Source organism: Bacillus sp. Cr_A10, assembly GCF_029222665.1.
Taxonomy (GTDB): Bacteria; Bacillota; Bacilli; order Bacillales_A; family Planococcaceae; genus Psychrobacillus.
In genome coordinates this window covers 265,584-286,643 of sequence record NZ_JARHXR010000009.1, presented here as the reverse complement: position 1 = coordinate 286,643, position 21,060 = coordinate 265,584, and the positions used below count along the sequence as shown (strand labels likewise).

Below are 21,060 nucleotides of genomic sequence, written 5' to 3'. Positions count from 1 at the left end.
AAAATACCTCCTTATTGAACTAATCTCCCAGTTAGTTTTAATACATATTATTTAGCAATTGTAATAACAATTGTCTAGATTTCCTTTTATAAAATGCAGTTCAACTATCATTTATCTTTAACAAAACAACTTTAATTCAAGAGTGATAAGTCTTTTTACATTATTAAAGGTATATTTCAAGTCTCCACCTGTACCTTACTGTCTGGAAGTGTATGAGAACAGGATTTTTTTATATGAAAAATCCGAAATCTTAAGTAGTAAGTATAGATACTATTTCTAATACCTATCCTATATATGAAGTTAAAAATGAGAGGAGAATTATCGCCGACATGAAATTTAAACTACCTTTCGTAAATAAGAAGCCTTCGATCGAAAAAGGGAAAGTAACAGAAACCAGATTAGAAACGATTTCTCCCTCAAAGAATGTATTTATACAAGAGATAAGAGAGGTAACAAACAATCCATCAGATTTGATTGTTAAAGATATTCCTCCCAATGTTGTGATCGTTTATATAGATAATCTTGTAGATGGTCAGACATTAAATGAACATATCATTCGAGACTTATATCAAAAAAAGTTAGATTCACCAGTAAGCATTAAAGCTAATCTATCCATACCTGAAGTAAAAATGACAAATCATTTTGATGAAGCTATACTTTCAATGATGAATGGAACAGTACTGATTCATGTTGAAGGACACTCTCAAGTTGTACTAGCAACTATCGCTAAAAGGGAGTCGCGAAGTTTATCAGCACCGGAAAATGAATCTCAAGTAATTGGTTCTCAAGTCGGATTCAATGAAAGCCTTTCTACAAATGTATCTCTTGTCCGAAGATACATAGTGAGTCCAGATCTTAATTTGGAAAAATTCAAAATTGGCAAACGTACAAACACAACAGTTACTCTACTATACATGAATGGAATAGCCTCAGATCATATAATCAATTCGTTAAGACAGAGAATTACAAGCCTCGAATTAGATGCATTAATAGATAGTGCAGTTCTAGCAGAAATGATTGATGATAATTCAATGTCAATCTTTCCTCAAATGCTTCTTACTGAAAGACCTGATAGGTTTTGCGATTCACTAGTAATCGGAAAAGTAGGAGTCATTGTTGACGGTAGTTCCATGGCAATCATTTGCCCTCAATCGTTTATAGAGTTCTTTCAAAGTAGAGAGGATCAAAATCTTAGATGGCAAATTGCAACTTTTTTACGATTATTAAGGTTTAGTGCCGTTTTTTTATCCATTTTTTTGACTCCAATATACGTTGCTGCATTGACTTTTCATTACGAAGTTATTCCGCAAGCATTTTTGGTTCCACTAAGTGAGTCAAGAGCTTTGGTACCCTTCCCTCCCATATTTGAAGCATTATTGTTAGAACTTATTATTGAATTACTAAGAGAAGCTGGCGGGCGACTTCCGACAAAGATTGGGCAAACAATTGGTATCGTTGGTGGTATTGTAATTGGAACTGCAGCTGTACAAGCTGGAATTACCAGTAATATATTAATCATTATTATTGCATTAAGTGCATTGGCATCTTTTACAACTCCTAGTTACATGATGGGTAATGTTATTAGAGTCCTTAGATTCCCAATAATAATATTAGCAGGATTTTGGGGATTTATTGGTATAATGCTAGCTTTTTGTTTTATCCTCATTCATCTATTACGTCAATCTAGCTTGGGTACTCCATATACTGCACCTTTCTATCCTCCTCGTTTAAAAGACTGGAGAGATAGTATTATCCGTATGCCTATACCATTTACATCCAAAAGGCCTACCAGTACAAGAGCAGAGGATACAGAAAAATTCGATTCAGAGCCTATAAATCCTGAAAAAAGGTGACATGAATGAAAAGTTCCTTACAAGTCAGTCCTAAAGATATGCTTAATGCTTATTTACTTTTCTTTGTTATTCATAGCGCTCAAATTGGTGTTGGGATACAGGGTTTTCAACGTATAGTTTATCAAGAAGCAAGACATGATGCTTGGATTTCTGTTCTTATTGCAGGATTCGCCACACATATTGTCGTTTTTTTCATGATAAAAACGTTAGAATTGTATGGTTCCAATGACCTCTATGGAATCCATCAAGATGTTTTTGGGAAGTTTTTTGGAAATTTATTGAATGCTACCTATATTTTTTATTGTGCCATGGCATTCTTTTCCATACTGCGTAACTATATTGAAGTAATTCATACATGGATTTTTCCGGGTTTAAGTACGTGGTTCATTTCCTCCACGTTGCTGTTAATCATAATTTACGCCTTTACGGGTGGACTCCGTGTAATTGTGGGAGTTTCTTTTTTTAGCATTATACTGTCTATATGGCTTCTCCCAATGTTGATATTCCCTCTTGAATTTTCAACAGCTGCTAACCTTTTGCCAATTTTGGAAACAAAAATTAGTTCTATTTTAAATGGAGCACGTTCCATGACTTTCACTATTATTGGATTCGAAATTCTTAATATTATTTATCCTTATATAAAGGAAAAAGAAAAGGTTAAGAAGCATGCTCATCTAGCTTTATTAGCCACTACATTTGTTTATCTTTCTGTTATGTTGGTTTCGCTTACATACTATAGCGAAGGAAAGTTACTTAAAACAGTTTGGGCAACTTTAACCCTATTTAGTTTTATCAGTTTTCCATTTATTGAACGTTTTGAATTTGCTGCGGTTTGTTACTGGATGTTGATTATTATACCGAACCTATGTCTTTACCTATGGGCTGCTTATAGAGGGGTCACACGTATAGTAAAAATAAGTGGAAATAAATTCGTTTGGTTGTTTTCCTTTATTATTCTTATAGGCACTTTAGTTGTTCAAAGTAGAATTCAAATCAATACGATTAACAATCAGTTTGCCAAAGTTGCTTTTTATATTGTATTTGTATACCCTATTTTCTTATACTTGGTCGCTGTGGTGAAAAAGAAATTCACAACAAAAAAGGAGCAAGAGGAATGAAAAAGTTGAACTTCTATATTATTACACTGCTTCTATTCATTACTTTGGTCGGGTGTGCAGAGACAAATATTCTCGATAGAGTTGGGTTAACCACTTTAGTGGGCTATGATTTGGGCAGTGAAGATAATAAAATGAAAACTACCGCAGTTATTCGTGAAGTAAATCCAGAATTTCAAAGTAATGTTGAAGTTGTTACCACTGAAGACGAAACAAGTAAAGGTGCACGTGCAAAAACCAATCGCAAGCTATCCAAAAAAATTATGGTCGGTCAGATGAGAGTTGTTTTATTCAGCGAAGAGCTAGCAAAGAATGATATTCATCATTACATTGATTCACACTTAGAAAACCCTAGTGTTAGTAATGGTATTTATATGGCAGTCGTCGAAGGTCCAATGACCACCTTACTTGAATATCAATATGAAAATATCGAGGATATTGGTCAACATATATTTAGATTATTAGCACAAAACATTGAATCTGAACACATGATTTCATCGACCCTTCATGAAGTAGCACGTGATTATTATTCATCCGGTAGAAACATTGTTATGCCAATTATCAAAAAAGAGGAGGAATTCGTTGAAATATCGGGAATAGCTCTCTTTAAAGATGGTAATATGGCAGGCAGACTCTCCGCTGAAGATAGTTTTTATGTAAAGATGATAAGAGAAAATTACGAACATGGAATTTTTGAAACTAAGTTACAAGAAGAAGATATTCCAACTTCTTTAAGGAAGAATACTGTTAGTGAGATTCCTTTAGCATTTGATACAGTTAAGACGAACAGAAAATTGAAACTAGTTAATTCGAATACTCCTGAATTCGACTTGCACATTACCATTAAAGGAAGATTATTAGAAATTAAGTCAGATCTAAACATAGGAGACCCGAAAATAGTGGCAGAACTTGAACAAGCTATAAGTAAGAATTTATCTCGTGAAATGTCAAGAGTAATAAAATACGGACAAAAAATTAATTCAGATGTTTTTGGTTTTGGGGAATCATATAGAAGCTCTGTTAGAAACTCTAAACTTACTCAAGAAAAGTGGCACGAGTTGTTTAAAGAAATGAAAGTAAATATCAAAGTAGATTTTACGATACTTAGAAACGGAGTATTTGAATAATCGGATTAAAAATCAAAGGAAATTATCTGCCCTTTAAGTCCAAAGAAAAACAGCAGTACATCTATTAACAAGAAAACCATCATCCTCTATGTAGGTTGGTGGTTTCTTCTTAAAAGACTCCTCCTACAGAACGTCTATTAAGAAAGTAGATGTCTACATATTCTTAACCCTTTGATATGAACTTTTAGGGTCTTGTATATCTGAATTTCCTGTGAGGATAGTTGTTCCGTTCACTTTCGTATTAGATCCTGTCCTTTTAATTCAATAAAAGTTTATACTTATAAAGTAAGTATTTTACATCTTTTTCACTATTCTTTCTAAAAAGTTCTCTTCTTGGACCTCACTCTTATCAGCAACCAAAAAAGACTGGAATAATGCGAACAGCTCTTTTATTTCTTTTTCATGATTAATGATATTTATACTTTTTATGTATTCTTCTTCATCTTTATATCTAGCAATCTCTACCCATTTAGTGACATCGTCTTGACTATTTAAAAACATAATATGTACATCTAAATATCTCTCATATATTGCAGTCACCTTTTGCTGCATGTATAAATACTCTTCTGCTTTTTCTTTTTGAATATGATATTGATAAATTTTTACATACACTTATTTTGTCCCCTTTTTTTCACAAATATAAAGACCTTTAGTATTTTGAATTAACGCAGCATTAGCACTATAAGGTTAATAATATCCCCTGTTTATAGAATACCATTTGATTGCTTATAGATTTACAAGTTTCATTTAATAATTATTTCTCTGATGACTCTTTGTACTTCTTATGTTCTTCCCTAACAAAGACAATTGCCTTCTCAACAGTTAATATATTTTCTTCGATCCAGTATTCACCCATTTCATTAATCAATGAGTGAATGAGTCCAAAATTACTAACAGCTACAACATAACTTAATAAAACATTTATCACGTCATCATTTAATCCTAACTCCTGCAAATCCTTCACAAGCTTTACATCTTCCTCTGTAATAGTACCGTTCTGTAATTTAAAATAGTCAATCGGTGATGATGATTTAACTTGTTCTATATACCAATCACTGGATGTCATTCCCATTTTAGTTTTGAATTGTTCTTCGTGCCATTCCTCTATTGTCATTCCGTGTATTTCTTGAAATCGTTCTTCTGGTGTCGTCCCATGTATTACTTTCCCTTGTACTTTTTTCCATCGTCTTTTATCTTTTATCATCCCTGTTTTAGCCTTATTTTTTTCTTCAAGTTTTGCATTCCATTCTTCAATTGTCATTTCCTTTACTTCTTTATATGATTCTTTGTAAGTTATTCGGTGCATTTTTTTATCTCGCTTTTTACCTTTGGTCATTCCTTTCCTCCTTAATTCAGTTGTAATATTCCAGTAAATCCTCTTATTGAACTAACCTGCTCCGTTAGTTGACGAAGTAATAATAGCATGCTCTAGTCACATAAAATAATTATAGTAATAGCTATAGATATTTGACGACTTAACTTGTTAATACAGCTATAATCGAATAATTTTATATAAATATCGATTAAAGTGGGGAGTGCAGCATGGGGGCTATTAATGGAAAAGATTTCATTAACAGATTAAATCAGCTAAACAATGATATTTGGTACGACGGTGAAAAAATGGAGGGGTTGCTATCTGAACAACCTGTCTTCAAGGGACTAATTCAGTCCAAAGCGAATCTTTATGATTTGCAACATGACCCAAAAATAAAAGATGAGATGACTTTTATTTCCCCAGTATCAGGAGAGCTTATTGGTCTTTCCTATTTGCAACCAAAAACGAAAGAGGACTTAATAAGAAGACGAAAGATGATTGAACATTGGGCTAGGTATTCAGGGGGAATCATGGGAAGAAGCCCAGATTATTTGAACACTGTTTTAATGAGCTTCGCCTCTTCCGTATCCTTTTTAAATAATAAGGACAAATGTTTTCCAAACAATCTGCAAGCATTTTATGAATTTGCTAGGGAAAATGATCTGTCGTTTGCACATACCTTTATTTCTCCACAAGTGAATCGTTCTTATATCTACTATGAAAATACGGATGAGCCAATCGCAGCAAAAGTAATTGATCAAAATGAAGAAGGAATTATCGTTAAAGGTGCCCGCCTTCTTGCTACACAAGGTGGATTAACAGATGAAGTATTAGTATTTAGCGTAGGTAAATTTCTATTTAATGAAGATGAAGCTTTTGCTTTTTCGATCCCATCTAACACAAAAGGATTAAAGTTTATTTGTAGGGACACGTTCATCGGCGGACAATCTCCTTTTAATCATCCATTAAGTTCGCGGTTCGAAGAAATGGATTCTATCGTTGTCTTTGACAATGTGTTAGTACCTTGGAATAGAGTATTTTATTACAACAATGCAGAAGTAGCTGAAGAATTCCCAATTCAAAGCTCTTTCCATCCTTTTACTAAGCACCAAGTATTGATTAGACAAATTGTAAAAACAGAGTTTATCTTAGGTATTGCTGAGCTTCTTATCGAAACGATTAATATTAGCGAGTATCAACATATTCAAGAAAAGATGTCAGAAATCATCATTGGTCTTGAGACGATGAAAGCCTTGTTAGAAAAATCAGAGAATAACGCAAAATTAGATGAATGGGGATATATGCGTCCAGAAATTTTCCCGCTTCAAGTTGCTGGTAACATTTTTCCTAAAATTTATCCTCGTTTCACTGAAATTATCCAGTTAATTGGAGCTAGTGGAATGATTACATTGCCAACCGAAAAAGCATTCCATTCTATTGTTAGAAATGACTTAGATTTTTATCTTCAAGGAGCAACTAAGACCGCAGAGGAACGTGTAAAAATATTTCGTTTAGCTTGGGATCTAACAATGAGTGCATTCGGAACAAGACAAACCCAATATGAGCGATACTTTTTTGGTGACCCAATTCGATTAGCTAGTGATTTATATAAGAAATATCCCAAAAATGAATATGTAAAGGTAATTAGTAATTTCTTAAATTTAAAAAATGAAGAGTAACTAATTTATTATTGACTTAAAGGACCATTCCTTAAATGAGGAATGGTTCTTCTTTATTACAAAAAAAATTGTCCATGTTTTTGGTGAAAATATCTCCTATAACACTTATTCTTTCATTAAAAAGCTCCTTGAATACTTTTATAAAATTCAAAGAGAAATTTTATACCAAATCCTATTAATACAAGTCCAGTTAAAATAGAAACCCATTTGATATATGTAGGATTTAGTACCTTTCTCGTACCTGCAACAATTGTCATTAAAACTATGTCATGAATAAGAATTCCTGTAAGTATTCCTGCACCAACAATAAGGAATTTAAAGGTATTGGATGAATCAAACGAGTCCGCTAATACTGTACCAAAAATACTTACCCAAAAGACTAAATTACCAGGTGATATAGCTACAAGTAACCCATTAAAGTAAGAAGACTTCAGTGATTTTGTTGACTTTTCTCCTGCTACTGAGATATTATGGTCAGCAGTTTTTATGCTATCATAGCCAATAAAAAATAAGAATAAAGCACCTACCAACCACATCGTAATTTGAACGATGGGCATGGATAGTACAGAAGCTAAGCCGAAATAAAGAAGTAAAATCAAACCTAAATCAATCGTCATTCCTCCAAGACCGACAATCCATCCATGCATAAATCCGTTTTTAAGACCTTGTTTTGTCATTTCTATTGTAACTGTACCAATAGGTAGAGCAATAGAAAGTCCAAGTAAAACATATGTTAAAAATAGCACAAACAAATAAAACCCTCATTAACTTTTACTTTCTTTTATTTTTCCGTTTTATTCTCCGTTTGATTCTACTATTATATTAGTAAATGTAATAATATTCAATCTATTCAAGGTGTTATATCTCCTTGTATAACTAAACTGTCCCGTTAGTTGAACAAGAAAATAACTAACTGGCTACATACATATTTCGAACATTATATAAGTGGTTATTTTCTAACAAATGTCATCCTATCTTTATAAACTATTTATAGTATTTGTTATTTCTTCACTTATTTCTTTGTGAACGTATATATCCCAAATAATAAAGGTGATAAGGAATAAAAAATATAATGCAATATACATTTTCAAGTTTTTCTTCGGTCTCAAAGGTTTCAAAAATAATACAAAAAAGACTGTTATAAAAAGCGAGAGTAAATAAATGTTAAGTTTCCACATCTCATTTGCTTGGTTAATTGGTAACATAACTTTTATAGCTTGAATTGCAGTACCTTGCACATTGTACTTTTCTTTTTTTACAAACCCTTCTTCAATCGTTAGTATCATCGATTCTTCATTCAAGTAGTAATTATAACCAGTCAAATTGAAGTTGGTTTTCAGTGTTAAAAGTAAAAGTATTGTTATTAAACAAAAATAAATCAATAACGAAAACGATAAATTTCTACTATTGATTTGGAAAATAGCTAACCCTCCTTTATGGCTTACTTGGATAATAAACCATCATTAGTTAGTAAATTTATATATATTATTTCTTATAATATTTAACGTATAATAAATACTTCCTCACTCTTTCCAAATATACCTGCATATTGTACTAAATTGTCCCTTTAATTGATTAAGAAAAAAGAGCTGCATTGCAAATCACTGTTCTTCAACTAAAGCACCCGTTAGTTCAAGTGTCATTTTTCTTTTCTTGAAGAAATTTATTTTCATGGTAGTTTAATAATCAATGAATAAATTAATTAATTAATTAATTATATATTTATAATAGGATTCTGTTTTGGCCTTTATTGAACACTTATTTTTTAAAAATACTTTCTGCATTTTTTTATTGGTCTCATGTGTAATTCCTATGTAATAGGTCGCTCCCATTTGCTTTAATAAATTCATGGACTGATAGTGTATATGTATACTATGTCCTTTCCCTCGCTCTTCTGGTAAAATTCCGAAATAATATAACCTTCCTTCATATACAGTGCCACTTTCTATGTGAGGGATAGATATACCAATGAGTTTGTCTTCCAAATAAATGACATTACAAGATTTACTCCAATTCTCCCCTATTTCATTTTTCAAAGAGTCTAGATGTTCATCCATTGTAAATGAAGTTGGAGAGTTTTCAGACCCATACATACATTTCTCCCAAATCCTCTTAAATTCATCTTCAGATATTTTATAGTCACTTAATGAATACCATTCATATCCTTTTTTATTGTTATTAATATCTTTTAAGTCTCTTAATACTTCAACTTTTGACGCATACTTTTCAAATCCGAAGTTAATTAGCATTTGTGAAAGACTCAAATAGTGTACCGAAGATCTGTTAATTAAAGCACTAATTCTGTTAAGCTTATGCTTTATAGCAAAGTCATTTAAAGTATTTATCTTATCTTTCCAGTTATTATGGTTATATTCTGTTTTCTCTCTCTCTTCTATCCCAATATATTGAGGCATGCCATTAATTACTTTAAATGAATCTTTTAAAAGGTTTTCCACCATCGAAATTTGAGACAATATACAATCACCCTTTCAACCTGCATATTTATTAGTTCGATATTATTCTATAAATAACTTTCTCAACTAACCTGACCAGTTAGCCATCCATGCAGCACAATATATTTGCTGCACCTAAGATAATGAAAATGGGTAAGACGTGACAATACTAAAGTTGACCTTAATCCAATCTACTGAAATTAACGCTCTCCTCTTTTTTTACCGTTTGAGTAGGGTCTTTTTTTATATTATCATTTTTCTTTTTTTGAAGAACCTTCTTTTCATGGTAGTTAAATAAGGTTAGTTTGTAATTTCATTCTTAAAATTTTTAATGGTATTTTGGATAAGCTGTTGTTCACTTAGCAATTCTAACAAATTCACCCTATTTCTATCTAAGTGAATTCCTCTTATCCCAACTCGTTCGGCTCCTTCAATATTTTCAATTTTGTCATCTATAAATATACTTTCTTCTTTTATCGCTTTTGCATGATTAAGCGCGATATTATAAATTGCTCCTCCTGGTTTTTCTTCTTTTATAAAGGCAGAAAGAATAATAGAATCAAAATATTTACGAATTCCTAACCTATCAAATATCCAGTCCATACTTGGCATTGCATTCGAAATAACAGCTAATCTGTACTCTTTACTTAGTTCCTCAAGCAACCCTTTTACTTCTGGAAACAGCTCACAGTGACCAGCAAAATGGGTAAATAAGAATAATTCATTTGTTAGTTCAATTTCTCCAAGCTCTTTTGCAATAGTTCCATAATAACGCTTATAGTATTGTTCTTCTTCATTCCAATTCGAAATGAAAGTCAGTTTAATTTGTTTTGCCTTCATAATAGCAACATCAATTTTTGATTTTTGATAACCTCTTTCCAGCAATATATACCTTATTCTGTCATCTCCTTTTAAAAAAGTATCAAAAAGAACACCACCAGCATCAAAGAAAATTACTTTCACTTCATTTTTTGTTTGATTCATTTTAATCCTCCTTTATAAGCGATATTATTTCTTTCTGTATTTTGATAGTTTATTTAAAAAACTTATACAACAAACCTGTCCCATTAGTTCAATAAGTTCAACAAAAAGAGCCTCAATCCCTTCTTGGATCAACGCCCTCCGATTGTTAATATTGCACTTAATAAACCATACGTACTGTATTAAGAATATGACTAGCAAAAAGATCTCAAAGTCACATCACAACAAAAATGAAATTACAATAATACTAAATAAATTAGCAATAAAATGCGAAATAGCACTTATCCACGCATTGTTTGTTTTATAAAATATCACACCATATAAAACACTATTTATAAAGATAAAGAAAATATCATAAGCGACTACAACAATACTCCCCTCCACAATGTGAGCAAATGCAAATATTATGGATGTAATAATTAAAGTAGGTATTATTGGTAGTGCTTTACTCAATTGCTTTTGAAAAAAAGCCCTCCACGCAATTTCTTCACCCAATGCTAAAATAGCAAGCTGGAAGACGAGAAACATTATCTTATCTAACGAAACAACAAACTCCGTTCTTCCATAAAGATGTTCTATGTATTCGGGCAAAATTAATTTTGCCAACACAATACAAACAACATTCAAAATCAGTGGTAAAAAAATCCAAAAATAAATTGTTTTGTTTTTCAGACACGTTCCTATTGATTTTGCATTTAGTCCAGTGTCAGTAGAAACATTTTTTTCCAAATTACTATTAATAAAGAAAAACGCAATACCAATAATAACTGATATCCCAGCAATACTAAATCCTAAAAAATTTGCAAATGAAACAGCAGTCATAACTATCATTGCAATTAAACATATTTTTTTTATATTTACCAGTTTTAACTCTCCTGTCCTAATTATCTCTCTATTACTAGAATATTTTTAGACTCCCCCCTTTAGTTGAATAAAATAAAAGGAACTACTTTTAATGTACTCTCTCAGATTATCATTCAGTTTGTATCTAATTCTATATGGATACAGAAATATCCTTCTTCAACTAAACTGCTACGTTAGTTCAATAAGAATAAAGATTTGCATACGCAACCCAGTTACCGTTTTTACAGGTTTGTATAACTAAGAACCTTCTTCAAATAATTTATAGTTATCGTAACAATAATCGTGATATTTCTTCTCTTCATTTCGAATAAATTCAATTCTAGTCAATGTTTTCACGCCTTACAGAAATTCTTTATTGAATGTTGAAATACCTTCTTCAACTAACCTATCCCGGTAGATGATTAAGATAGTCTAGTTATCAATTGCTTCTATTTCGAATTTCATATGGTCCAAATCCCAAACATCTACATCAATATTGGAAAAGACTGTTACTTCCAGTTTTTGTCCGACGATGTACCTTTCAACTTTGTCAACTGGGATTTCATATACATTTCCTTCTTTTCTACTTTCAGGTGCATCGTATTCTTTCATTACCAGTATTTTATCTTCAACAACTATCTCCTCAACAGTTCCTGTGAAAGTGAAGTCTTCTTGATAATCGGAACAACCGGCAAAGAATAGCAAACTTATAAATAAAAAAGATAAACCGAGTATTTTTTTATTTCTCACGATGTACTCCTCCTAGGCTTAATAACACTCTAAATTAACTGTTTCCAATCAGGGTCTACTACATCTTTCTCGTTCGGCTTTCTCACAAATTCGATTGAGCCTTCTTGGCATGCCCCAAATATAATGTAGTTTAGTTGTGCTTGTCTTAACGAAACATCATTTGCCCCACCTTCATAATCAGCGTCTCTAAATTGAACACCATCATCTTCCCAAAAACATATTTCACAAATTTCATAAGTGTTTGGCGTTTCTTCATCTAATGTTTTATAGCCACAGCAAGGACAAGTGTATTTCATACAATCACCTCAATAATTTTTTTGATTTTACCATACTTTCTTGTTCAACTAACCTTCTCTTTTACTTCAATGAAATAGAGCCAGGTAAGCAGCTCAACGCTCTTCAAGTGAAGCACCGTTTGTTTAATATAAAATTAACGATTAGTGTAATATACTTTTGGATTTGTTATTCCATTTTTGATTATAAATTCAGCTTCTGATTTAATATTTTCAATTTAGTTTCTCTTTTAAAAGGTTATGTTAATTGAGCAATTCCTCTATTACCTTTGTTTTGTTATTTTGATCATTCACAATTGCAGACAAATGTACTTTATCATTATATTTTACTACCCCTGTGACAGTTTTTCTCTAAATCTAAATTTGTGTAATTATGTCGATTCTTAAAGGTACATAGGTACTGTATTAATAGCAAGAAAACGGAATAAATAATCAGAAAAACCCTTTAGAACAAATTCTAAAGGGTTTTTCATTGCATAAAATAGCATAGTCTCCTATAAAGATGCTATTGACTTTTTTCTTAATGGCGCACAATTGGCATTGAACAACATCGGAATGATCCACCTGATTTAATGATTTCCGAGAAATCGACCTCCAACACTTGATATCCATGCTGTCTCAGCTGATGATTCACGTCACGATTTATTGGTAAACTAAACACTCGATTATGACCAATAGACAACACATTCGTACCCATGGAGAACTGCTCACTTTCGCTCACTTCGATTAAATTATACATGCTCGATAAACGGTCCACGATTTTTGGATCGAGCGCATCAGGATAAATCAACGCATCTTTTTTGGAAAGAATATTGAACACACAGTCTAGATGCAAATAATTTGGTTTAAAAGGAATAGGTAGAATGTCAAAATCAGGTAATTCATTTTGCAAAGCTTGAATAGCTTTCATACATGTACGATGGCTAATTCCAATAAATACACGCTTGCCATCTACAATCACATCTCCACCTTCAATGGGATGCGTTGAAAGCTTCTTAAACGAAATGTCATGTTCATTCATCCAATGAGCTAATACTTCCTCTTCGCCCTTACGAATCGGATTCGCCATTTCGGAAATAAATAAACGATTACCCAAAGTAAAACCAATATCTCTAGTGAAGACTTGTTCAGGGTGGTCTTTACTTGGTCGTAGTTTAATCACTTCTACACCTTCATTCCGTAATGTTTGTTCAAATATCTGATGCTGCGAAATAGCAAGTGAACGGTCAATATTATCATTTATATATTTTTTTTGAACATCATTAATCACTTCTTTAATTTCCATGTATTGAGGTTCACATAATACGACTTTTTGAAGTGTTCCATATTCACTTTGACAATGTATTTGAGATTGATTTTGAATTGTTTTCACCATAAGTCATCCTCCAATTTCTTAATTCATTCCTTTTTTATTCCCTTGATTTTTCATTTCATAACCTATTTGTGAATTTTTTTCATTTGAACTTCGTTGTTTCAGGAAATTTAGGATGGGGTAAAGACTAGACATAACGAGATGTGTGAATAAAGATAGTGGAGGCGATTGTATGATTACGAAGGAACGAGCTTTATTAACAAAAGAAGATTTTCATACTAGAAAAGACTTGCCGAATTGGCTCTATAAAGAATACGAAACCTTTCATAACACGGTAACGGATAAAACGTTTCCATGTTTTTTTGGAATGAGTGGCGAACTGAAAGGCGAGCTCCGCTATGCATATATCAATCAAGACGACTGGAGTAATCTACCTCTTGCACTAGAAGGCTTTCTAGATTTATTTAAACTACCAAACTATAAGAGACACGGTCTTTTTGTATTTGTAGAGCCTTTTGAGCAAGAGGGTTCTCTCGCAGATTATCGAAAGCAATTTTGGGAGATTCTCCAATACTTACATGAGGTCGATGAAGTTGAATGGCCGGAAGACAGCCCTCGCGACCCTGAACACTATTTATGGGATTTCCGATTCAATGGAGAGCCAATCTTCGTGTTCGGAAATGCTCCTGCATATAAGAAGCGAAAGACACGTCATTTAGGAAATGCGATGGTTCTTGGATTCCAGCCTCGCAAGATTTTTGAAGGATTAGAAGGAACTGAAAAAGGCGGTATAATGTCACGTGAAAAAGTTCGTAAACGTGTAGAAGCTTGGGATCAGCTGCCTAAACATCCAGATATCGGTCACTTCGGCGACCCGACGCATAATGAATGGAAGCAATTCTTTATTGGTGATGATATTGAGCCAATTCAAGGAAAATGTCCATTCCACCATAAATCACAAGCATAAAAGCAAGTCCCCATTTTCATAGGGGATTTTTTTGTGGAAAATAAAATGGAGAAAAGACAAGTTAAAATAGAGAATACTCTGCTTAAAGTGCTCACTTTTTGAACGAGTGGGGGAGAACAATTTTCCATATATCATTTTCTTTTTTTAATTCCATTAATGTTGAAGCTGTGAACCTTCCATAACTAACCGTTAATTCAACTAATAATCCATTACTGTCTTCTTGTTTTATTTTGATTGTGTCATAATATCTGAAATCTAAAGCCATTTCCAAGTTGGATATGTTAAGATTTTGGTAATATATTTTTTTAAAAGTATCGAAATCAAGTAACTCCCCATCAATATAAACCAACGAATAGATTGCTTCTATATCATCTATAACTGCTGAATGAATGTATATAAGCATAATCTTTTCTGGTGAAAAACCTTTTATATAATTTGTATCATATTCCTGGGTAAATAATTTATAAGACTTTAATTCTTCTTCCGATAAGTCGGTTAAATAAGAAAACTCTTCTTCTGAGTCATCAATTTTTAAAACTTTCTCGTCTACTATACTGATTACATTTTCATTATTTGTATCATATGTTTGTACGGAATTACTTAGCGTATAACCAGTGATAAATAATAGTGAAGTTAAAAATACAAAGATAAGAATATTAGATTTCAAATGAAATACCCCTTTCATTCCTTCCCCCTATGCTAAGGAAAAAAATCGATTGAACAACTCTATAACTTGTCAATATGACCATGTACTAAAATTTTTAATAGTGTTTCTGTTCAAAATAATAATCCTTATACTTTATATTCTATATCTCCCTAATTATCCCTTCATCAGCTAAGCTGCCCCTTTAGTTCAATAAGAAAAAAGAGCTACATATAGCAACTCTATGATCTTTCACTAAAGCACTTGTTAGTTGAATAAGAAAAATATTAATATCCTAAAATTGTCCATTATAATCCCCCGGTACAATTGTTATTAATTTGTATCTTTTTGTTTTTTTCATTAAATCATAAACTATAGTGTAATTTTGATTTTCTTCAATTAAAGCCCATATACTAAAATCTTCTATGTAGATCTTATTATTATTTGAAAGGACTATCCACTTTTCTTCAGAAGTTTTACCTTTACTAATTACTTGAATGTTTTCGGTTTTAGATTCAATAACAGCGTTTTGATTTAAAAAATAGAATAAGATAAAAAAACCAATTAAAGCAGTAACAATAATTAATAAGAAATTACGAGATTTTTTCATACATTTACTCCTTTTAGGAAAACCTTAATAGATTGGGTGTACCCAAAATTAATCAACACACTTGAACTAACGACCCGTCCGTGAAAAAAAGTCTCCACTTTATGTAGAAAAAACACTTTTGTTTACTAAGATCACTTCTTTCCTAATAGCTCTAATTATGTTGAAGTCTTTATATAGTAGTCACTGCTAACCGAATAAATAAAATGTAAATAAAGCATTGGCAAAAACTTAGACATAAGACAAACACATATAGCCCAAAATCTTCTAGTTCAATTACACCATAGTGTTGCAAATCCAATCAAAAAAAATATTATAGTAACTCACCCCTAAGAAGATAGGTATCAATATGACCCAATAAATCTTAGGCATACTGACAATATGACCTTTAACTAACATTGATTCACTTCCATTTCTAATTTACTTACTCGACACTTGTATAATTTTCCATATAATAAGTACTTCTACTTCTTTTCAAAAATCCCTTCCTCTTCAACTAACTTATCCCGTTAGCTCAATAATAAAAAGATGCCTTAGCAACCCTTGATAACAAAAATTCCTTAACTAGTCCGTTTAAAAATATTATCTTCTAATGAATCTTTTCCAATTTCATTAAGCATTGTAAAGAACTATTCATTTTGAATAAGACCATCTTTACAGAGCACATTAAACTCTAGGAGGTGACGATACCATGACAAAGAAAAGTAAACCAAACTTTAAAAAGAAAGAACCTAATTCAAGAAAAAACAATCGGGAAGAATTCGCGGAAGAACAAGATTTAAATCAAACTAAACGTAAAAACGTACAAAATAATAACCAACAAAATTGCTAATACAACTATTTAACATACATGCAACTATAGTATGATTTAATACTCAGTAATAACTTCTTGTTCATTTAAATTATGATATGGTCAAACGCTATGTATATTAAACTGACAACTCCATCATTATTGAAACTCAATTGTAAAAAGAGATACACCTTGAAATAAGGTAGTATCTCTTTCTGTATTAAAATATATTACTCATTGCGAATATTCCATATTTACGAACTTAGTTTTTCACTTTGAAATTTCATCAAATATTTTAATTCGACAAGTTAGAGCTCCATTCTTTAATTCCAATAGTTCTATATAATTTCTTTTAGGAAGTCAGTTTCAACCCAATTACTGCAGCTACAATCATGCCTATAAATGCAATTCGTTTCCAATCCTTAGATTCTCCATAAATAAACATTCCTACAAGTGTTCCCCCTACTGTTCCTATACCTGTCCAAACTGCATACGATAGTCCCATAGGGAGAGTTTTCATTGCTAATGCCAGAAAACTAAAACTTAATATAAAACCAACAATTAAGATTACATATGATTGAATGTTCTTGTATTTAATGACTCTGTTCAAACCTATAACTCCTATAACCTCAAGACATCCAGCTAAAATAAGGTATACCCAATCCATTTATGCTACACCATCTTTCTCGCTTGAATCGGTGGTGATTAATTTTAAACCAATTACACCAGCTAATAGCAAAAGTATAAAAAATATTTTAGTCCAACTAAATGGTTCTCCGAATACAATCATCTCTACCACAACGGTTCCAGCTGTACCAATTCCAGTGAAGACAGCATACGCCGAGGCAACTGGTACGGTTTGTAAAGCTTTTAGTAACACGACAAATGACAAATATATTAGGAAGGCAATCACAAGCCAAGAAATCCAGTTATCTGAATACTTCAAACCCATTGCCCAAAAAATTTCAATAACACCAGCAATAATTACAAGTGACCAATTTCGATTCATATAGTTTCCCTCCGTAAAGCTTCTTAATCCTTCGATAATCCACGCCAATAAAGATACCAAGAAGCATCTAATCTTTTATTCGAACGCTCAGGGCCACCATATAACATTTCTACAAAAATTCCATCTAATACCCCTAAGAATGCTACTGTAGCTTTCTTAGCTTCAATTGAAGAGCTAATTTCCTTTTTTATGATTGCTTCTCCTAAAATTGGAACTAGTAGTTCTTCTACCTTGTCTAAGTATTCATATACATATTTCATGACTTCATTATAGAGATGAGTAGGAGGAAAAAACGATATACGAAGCCAAAATTTAGTATAGCCATTTTTTTCATATTGCTCTTTATAATGCAACAGAAAATTAAATAAGAAATCCTTAATAGGAAGCTTCTTGTTACCGTCAATAAAATTGGTAACTATTCTTAATTCATTAGCAAACACGTCGTTACAAACATCAAGAAAAAGCTCGTCTTTTCCTTTAAAGTATGTGTAAATAGATTGTTTTTTTATTCCTACCTCATCAGCAATGTGAGCCATTGATGTTCCATCATATCCATTCTGGGCAAATCGGTTAAGCGCAACTTCTTTTATTCTATTTATTGTCATACTATCACCCTTCCGAACGTTCGTCAGTTAAAAATAACAAACATTTTAAATCCTGTCAACAAATTCTTCTGTTAGTACCTATAAAAGATTCATAAAGTGGAAAAAATGAAGTGAACCTCATTTCTGAGATTCACAATCATTTTGAGAACTACACTATAAGCAATATAAATATTAACATAATAACTGATATAATCTCCTCTATGTAACTAATACAGATCCAAATTCTAAATTCCCAATGAGTCTATCATGGTTAAATTGGACATCCTATTCAAAAGACTTTAAGGATTTAACTTCACCCTTGGCAAAGTCAATTAAAGTAAATTTGTTTAAATCTGTTGGTTATGAGGTACCTATTAAACATGAGAAACTCAATATAATCGAGTTATACAAAGAAAGGATATACAGAAATGATTATATTAGAACGAGAACAAAGCTATGTAATGGTTACTCAGAATGATCATGCCAAAATTGCAGGGAAAATCGCCCAAAATTGTAAGAAGGATTATTTTTTTGAGCTTGAACGAACACCAGAAGTGCTACTGGCGATCAAAGAACATGATAGAGGATGGATAGAGTTAGATACTTCTCCAGTATGGAATGATAAAACAGATAAGCCCTACTCATTTATTGACTACCCGACTGAGCTTAAAATCCCTTTTTATAAAAAGGGACTGGATGAGGTTGAAAAAATGAGCAAGTATGCAGGCTTGTTATGTAGTTTACACTATTCCTCATTACTTCATGATGCTACCCAATCCGTAGTTAAGGAGTTTTGGAATGAAGAAAAGCAAAGAAAAAAGCGACTTTCAAAGGAACTGGGATTGAAGGAAAATGCGGATAAGAATGAAACCTTAATGTACCAATTGGATTTGCTAAAATTTAGTGATTATCTTTCTCTTTATATTAGTTTAAATGAACCTGGTGATAATAAAAGGAATCATCCCTTTTTTCAAAACGGATTTCCACAATTGTTTCTTTTTGTTACGGACAAACCCATCGTTGCTCATTGGGAAAATCCAGAAACCGTTTCGCTTTCCTTCTCTCCTTTAAATAATGAATTAGAAGTACAACTACCATACAAGGAAGTATTAAAAGATCAAATTGACAAGAAAGGCATTCTAGAGGCATACAAGGACACACCTCTTTCCATAAGAAAGGTAACTTTTAAATAAATTTAAACACTATTTAGTCTTATAAGGGAAAAGCATCTTCCTTTTAGAAGCGTCCCCCTTAGTTAATGTTAGTTTTATTATTTTTTAGTATTTCCTTCAATGTTGAATGAATATTATTAAGAGCTATTAAAATAATACCCAACATAACGAAAGTAACAACCTCCCGGGTTATAAAAGATATAACTCCAAGGACAATAAAATACAAAGTATACAACCAGTTTTTCATTTTTTTTCCCCCTTCCCTAATAGTAAATAACCATACTTTGATTGAATCACTAAAGAAATGTAGCTTGTTCACTAGCATGTCCTGTAGCAATTTCTCTAAAAAAGTAAACTAGTTACAGCCATGCTTCTATCAAAAAAAGTCCAATTTACCAGCCCTTACGAATACATAAAGAAGTTATATGAGCAAGATGGTGTTGACCATGCCAAGCATAAATGCCAATATTTTTTCCAATTGAAATTTCACCTGAATCTGGATGAACAAAGGTCTTCTCTAAATCCGTAAAGGTTAGGCTTTTTAATAGTTTAACCCATCTTATATGTAAGGCTTTAAGAAGAGATATGGAAGTCTCAACCGGAAGTTCGTAATCAGGAAGTTCTGCCCATTTTCCTTCGTTATAAGGCTTGATTACTGGAGTATCTTCTGTGATTGCTAATTTAAATCGAATATATGCATTCATATGGCTATCCGCAAGATGATGAACTACTTGACGAACTGTCCACCCTCCTAAACGATAAGCTGTATCCATTTGTTGGTCATTCAAGTCACTTACAGCAACTGCTAATAATTCAGGCAAATCTTCAATCTGCTTAATCCATTCCTCAATCTCATTCCTAGTAATTTTTCCATCAAATTCAAACTCACCTATCGGGTATCTTTCATTCATATTAAGCACTCCTTTATTCAGTTTTTCTATCGCTTTACATCTCTTTTTTACTCAATTTTTCTGAAAAAAATCGAACATCTTGTTAAATGCTTTTTGTGCTGATTTTTCATGATATTTATGAGAAAATGGGTCACTAAACCCGTGATGGCCGTTAAATTTATGTACCTTTATATTCTTTTCTACTAAACGTTGGATTAACTCGTTCACATTAAACGATTTCTCTATTTCTGGAAAAAAAAGCAATGAAGGACATAAGGGTTCTATATCTATATAGCTTCTTATACGAGAACCATAAAATCCGACAATTCCATCGACACCATTTTCATCACTACACAACCAAGCAATCGTAGCCCCCACACTAAATCCAACTATATATACTTTCTCATATCTATCTTTAATGTCAGACAATACACATTTGATTTTTTTAGAAGCATTTGTAAAACCTACGTTCTCCATAAAATGTTTATAAGCAACTTCCTCTTGAATATATTCAAATGATGTTTCACGTTCGTATAAACTGGGACAAATAACATCAAAACCTTTTTCTGATAATGTTCGACAAATATAATTCATATGCTGATTAATTCCGTAAATTTCATGAACTACAATAATTAAAGAATTTGATCTATTTTGTATGTAAATCTAATACATCCCCC

Annotated in this window: 24 protein-coding genes and 1 pseudogene; 7 read left to right on the top strand and 18 right to left on the bottom strand. The window is 32.1% G+C overall.

The genetic code is table 11. From position 1 onward, the window contains the following. The first annotated feature begins 329 nt into the window (after window positions 1-329). Genes P2Q73_RS08410 through P2Q73_RS08400 form a run of 3 tightly spaced genes read left to right on the top strand, consistent with a single transcriptional unit; the run spans window position 330 to window position 4,095 of the window. On the top strand, window positions 330-1,853 hold the full coding sequence (locus P2Q73_RS08410) for a spore germination protein (protein WP_275785816.1): 1,524 nt from the start codon (window positions 330-332) through the stop codon (window positions 1,851-1,853). A 5-nt stretch (window positions 1,854-1,858) separates the two neighbouring features. Further along, complete coding sequence (locus P2Q73_RS08405) at window positions 1,859-2,971, top strand: GerAB/ArcD/ProY family transporter (RefSeq protein WP_275785813.1); 1,113 nt, start codon at window positions 1,859-1,861, stop codon at window positions 2,969-2,971. Beyond that, on the top strand, window positions 2,968-4,095 hold the full coding sequence (locus tag P2Q73_RS08400; RefSeq protein WP_275785810.1) for a Ger(x)C family spore germination protein: 1,128 nt from the start codon (window positions 2,968-2,970) through the stop codon (window positions 4,093-4,095). Before P2Q73_RS08405 ends, P2Q73_RS08400 begins: the two co-directional genes overlap by 4 nt. A 294-nt stretch (window positions 4,096-4,389) precedes the next feature. Here the strand turns inward: P2Q73_RS08400 and P2Q73_RS08395 are convergent, their stop codons facing one another. Continuing rightward, the gene (locus P2Q73_RS08395; RefSeq protein ID WP_275785807.1) at window positions 4,390-4,707 is read right to left on the bottom strand and encodes a hypothetical protein; all 318 of its coding nucleotides are present in this window, start codon (window positions 4,705-4,707) and stop codon (window positions 4,390-4,392) included. A gap of 142 nt (window positions 4,708-4,849) precedes the next feature. Next, window positions 4,850-5,431: a DnaD domain protein gene (locus tag P2Q73_RS08390; RefSeq protein ID WP_275785805.1), complete on the bottom strand. Its 582-nt coding sequence runs from the start codon at window positions 5,429-5,431 to the stop codon at window positions 4,850-4,852. Window positions 5,432-5,637: 206 nt separating this feature from the next. On the opposite strand from P2Q73_RS08390, the gene hpaB reads away from it, so the two are divergent. Continuing rightward, on the top strand, window positions 5,638-7,089 hold the full coding sequence (gene hpaB / locus P2Q73_RS08385; RefSeq protein ID WP_275785802.1) for a 4-hydroxyphenylacetate 3-monooxygenase, oxygenase component: 1,452 nt from the start codon (window positions 5,638-5,640) through the stop codon (window positions 7,087-7,089). A gap of 116 nt (window positions 7,090-7,205) precedes the next feature. Here the strand turns inward: hpaB and P2Q73_RS08380 are convergent, their stop codons facing one another. The 9 genes and pseudogenes from P2Q73_RS08380 to P2Q73_RS08340 form a co-directional block, all read right to left on the bottom strand. Further along, window positions 7,206-7,841 (bottom strand): LysE family translocator, encoded by a 636-nt coding sequence (locus P2Q73_RS08380; RefSeq protein WP_053589003.1) that lies wholly within the window; start codon window positions 7,839-7,841, stop codon window positions 7,206-7,208. Between the two features lie 225 nt (window positions 7,842-8,066). Further along, window positions 8,067-8,375, bottom strand: coding sequence for a hypothetical protein (locus P2Q73_RS08375; RefSeq protein ID WP_275785799.1), 309 nt, complete (start codon window positions 8,373-8,375; stop codon window positions 8,067-8,069). A gap of 420 nt (window positions 8,376-8,795) precedes the next feature. Continuing rightward, on the bottom strand, window positions 8,796-9,563 hold the full coding sequence (locus tag P2Q73_RS08370) for a GNAT family N-acetyltransferase (protein ID WP_275785796.1): 768 nt from the start codon (window positions 9,561-9,563) through the stop codon (window positions 8,796-8,798). 279 nt (window positions 9,564-9,842) lie between these two features. Further along, a complete protein-coding gene (locus P2Q73_RS08365) occupies window positions 9,843-10,526 on the bottom strand; it encodes an HAD family hydrolase (RefSeq protein ID WP_275785794.1) in 684 nt (227 codons plus the stop codon). A 216-nt stretch (window positions 10,527-10,742) separates the two neighbouring features. Beyond that, on the bottom strand, window positions 10,743-11,354 hold the full coding sequence (locus tag P2Q73_RS08360; protein ID WP_275785791.1) for a CPBP family intramembrane glutamic endopeptidase: 612 nt from the start codon (window positions 11,352-11,354) through the stop codon (window positions 10,743-10,745). Window positions 11,355-11,627: 273 nt separating this feature from the next. Then, window positions 11,628-11,714, bottom strand: a pseudogene (locus P2Q73_RS08355) (class I SAM-dependent methyltransferase); the annotation flags it as partial. An 84-nt stretch (window positions 11,715-11,798) separates the two neighbouring features. Beyond that, window positions 11,799-12,116 carry a hypothetical protein gene (locus tag P2Q73_RS08350; RefSeq protein ID WP_275785789.1) on the bottom strand — a complete coding sequence of 106 codons (318 nt, stop codon included), beginning with the start codon at window positions 12,114-12,116 and terminating at the stop codon, window positions 11,799-11,801. Between the two features lie 29 nt (window positions 12,117-12,145). Continuing rightward, window positions 12,146-12,412 (bottom strand): CPCC family cysteine-rich protein, encoded by a 267-nt coding sequence (locus tag P2Q73_RS08345; protein ID WP_056831863.1) that lies wholly within the window; start codon window positions 12,410-12,412, stop codon window positions 12,146-12,148. Between the two features lie 517 nt (window positions 12,413-12,929). Next, the gene (locus tag P2Q73_RS08340) at window positions 12,930-13,784 is read right to left on the bottom strand and encodes a dimethylarginine dimethylaminohydrolase family protein (protein WP_275785786.1); all 855 of its coding nucleotides are present in this window, start codon (window positions 13,782-13,784) and stop codon (window positions 12,930-12,932) included. Between the two features lie 169 nt (window positions 13,785-13,953). Between P2Q73_RS08340 and P2Q73_RS08335 the strand changes: the two genes are divergently transcribed. Beyond that, window positions 13,954-14,688: a YqcI/YcgG family protein gene (locus P2Q73_RS08335; RefSeq protein WP_275785784.1), complete on the top strand. Its 735-nt coding sequence runs from the start codon at window positions 13,954-13,956 to the stop codon at window positions 14,686-14,688. Window positions 14,689-14,779: 91 nt separating this feature from the next. Here P2Q73_RS08335 and P2Q73_RS08330 read toward each other — a convergent pair whose 3' ends face one another. Further along, window positions 14,780-15,373, bottom strand: a complete 594-nt coding sequence (locus P2Q73_RS08330) for a hypothetical protein (RefSeq protein WP_275785781.1) — start codon at window positions 15,371-15,373, stop codon at window positions 14,780-14,782. Between the two features lie 253 nt (window positions 15,374-15,626). After that, window positions 15,627-15,941 (bottom strand): hypothetical protein, encoded by a 315-nt coding sequence (locus tag P2Q73_RS08325; RefSeq protein WP_053588992.1) that lies wholly within the window; start codon window positions 15,939-15,941, stop codon window positions 15,627-15,629. A gap of 688 nt (window positions 15,942-16,629) precedes the next feature. Between P2Q73_RS08325 and P2Q73_RS08320 the strand changes: the two genes are divergently transcribed. Further along, the gene (locus P2Q73_RS08320) at window positions 16,630-16,770 is read left to right on the top strand and encodes a hypothetical protein (protein WP_156316741.1); all 141 of its coding nucleotides are present in this window, start codon (window positions 16,630-16,632) and stop codon (window positions 16,768-16,770) included. A gap of 310 nt (window positions 16,771-17,080) precedes the next feature. Here the strand turns inward: P2Q73_RS08320 and P2Q73_RS08315 are convergent, their stop codons facing one another. The 3 genes from P2Q73_RS08315 to P2Q73_RS08305 are packed head-to-tail and all read right to left on the bottom strand — an operon-like array spanning window position 17,081 to window position 18,342. Beyond that, window positions 17,081-17,395 carry a DMT family transporter gene (locus P2Q73_RS08315; RefSeq protein ID WP_053588990.1) on the bottom strand — a complete coding sequence of 105 codons (315 nt, stop codon included), beginning with the start codon at window positions 17,393-17,395 and terminating at the stop codon, window positions 17,081-17,083. Beyond that, entirely contained in the window at window positions 17,396-17,737 is a 342-nt protein-coding gene (locus P2Q73_RS08310) for a DMT family transporter (RefSeq protein WP_275785776.1), read from the bottom strand. A 23-nt stretch (window positions 17,738-17,760) separates the two neighbouring features. After that, window positions 17,761-18,342 (bottom strand): TetR/AcrR family transcriptional regulator, encoded by a 582-nt coding sequence (locus P2Q73_RS08305; RefSeq protein WP_056831853.1) that lies wholly within the window; start codon window positions 18,340-18,342, stop codon window positions 17,761-17,763. A gap of 407 nt (window positions 18,343-18,749) precedes the next feature. Here P2Q73_RS08305 and P2Q73_RS08300 point away from each other — a divergent pair, with 407 nt between their 5' ends. Continuing rightward, on the top strand, window positions 18,750-19,514 hold the full coding sequence (locus P2Q73_RS08300; protein WP_275785771.1) for a DUF3891 family protein: 765 nt from the start codon (window positions 18,750-18,752) through the stop codon (window positions 19,512-19,514). Window positions 19,515-19,885: 371 nt separating this feature from the next. On the opposite strand, the gene P2Q73_RS08295 is transcribed toward P2Q73_RS08300, so the two are convergent. Both P2Q73_RS08295 and P2Q73_RS08290 read right to left on the bottom strand, forming a co-directional pair. After that, window positions 19,886-20,404, bottom strand: coding sequence for a YfiT family bacillithiol transferase (locus P2Q73_RS08295; RefSeq protein ID WP_275785769.1), 519 nt, complete (start codon window positions 20,402-20,404; stop codon window positions 19,886-19,888). A gap of 51 nt (window positions 20,405-20,455) precedes the next feature. Then, window positions 20,456-21,040 (bottom strand): dienelactone hydrolase family protein, encoded by a 585-nt coding sequence (locus P2Q73_RS08290; RefSeq protein ID WP_275787414.1) that lies wholly within the window; start codon window positions 21,038-21,040, stop codon window positions 20,456-20,458. Window positions 21,041-21,060: the final 20 nt, after the last annotated feature.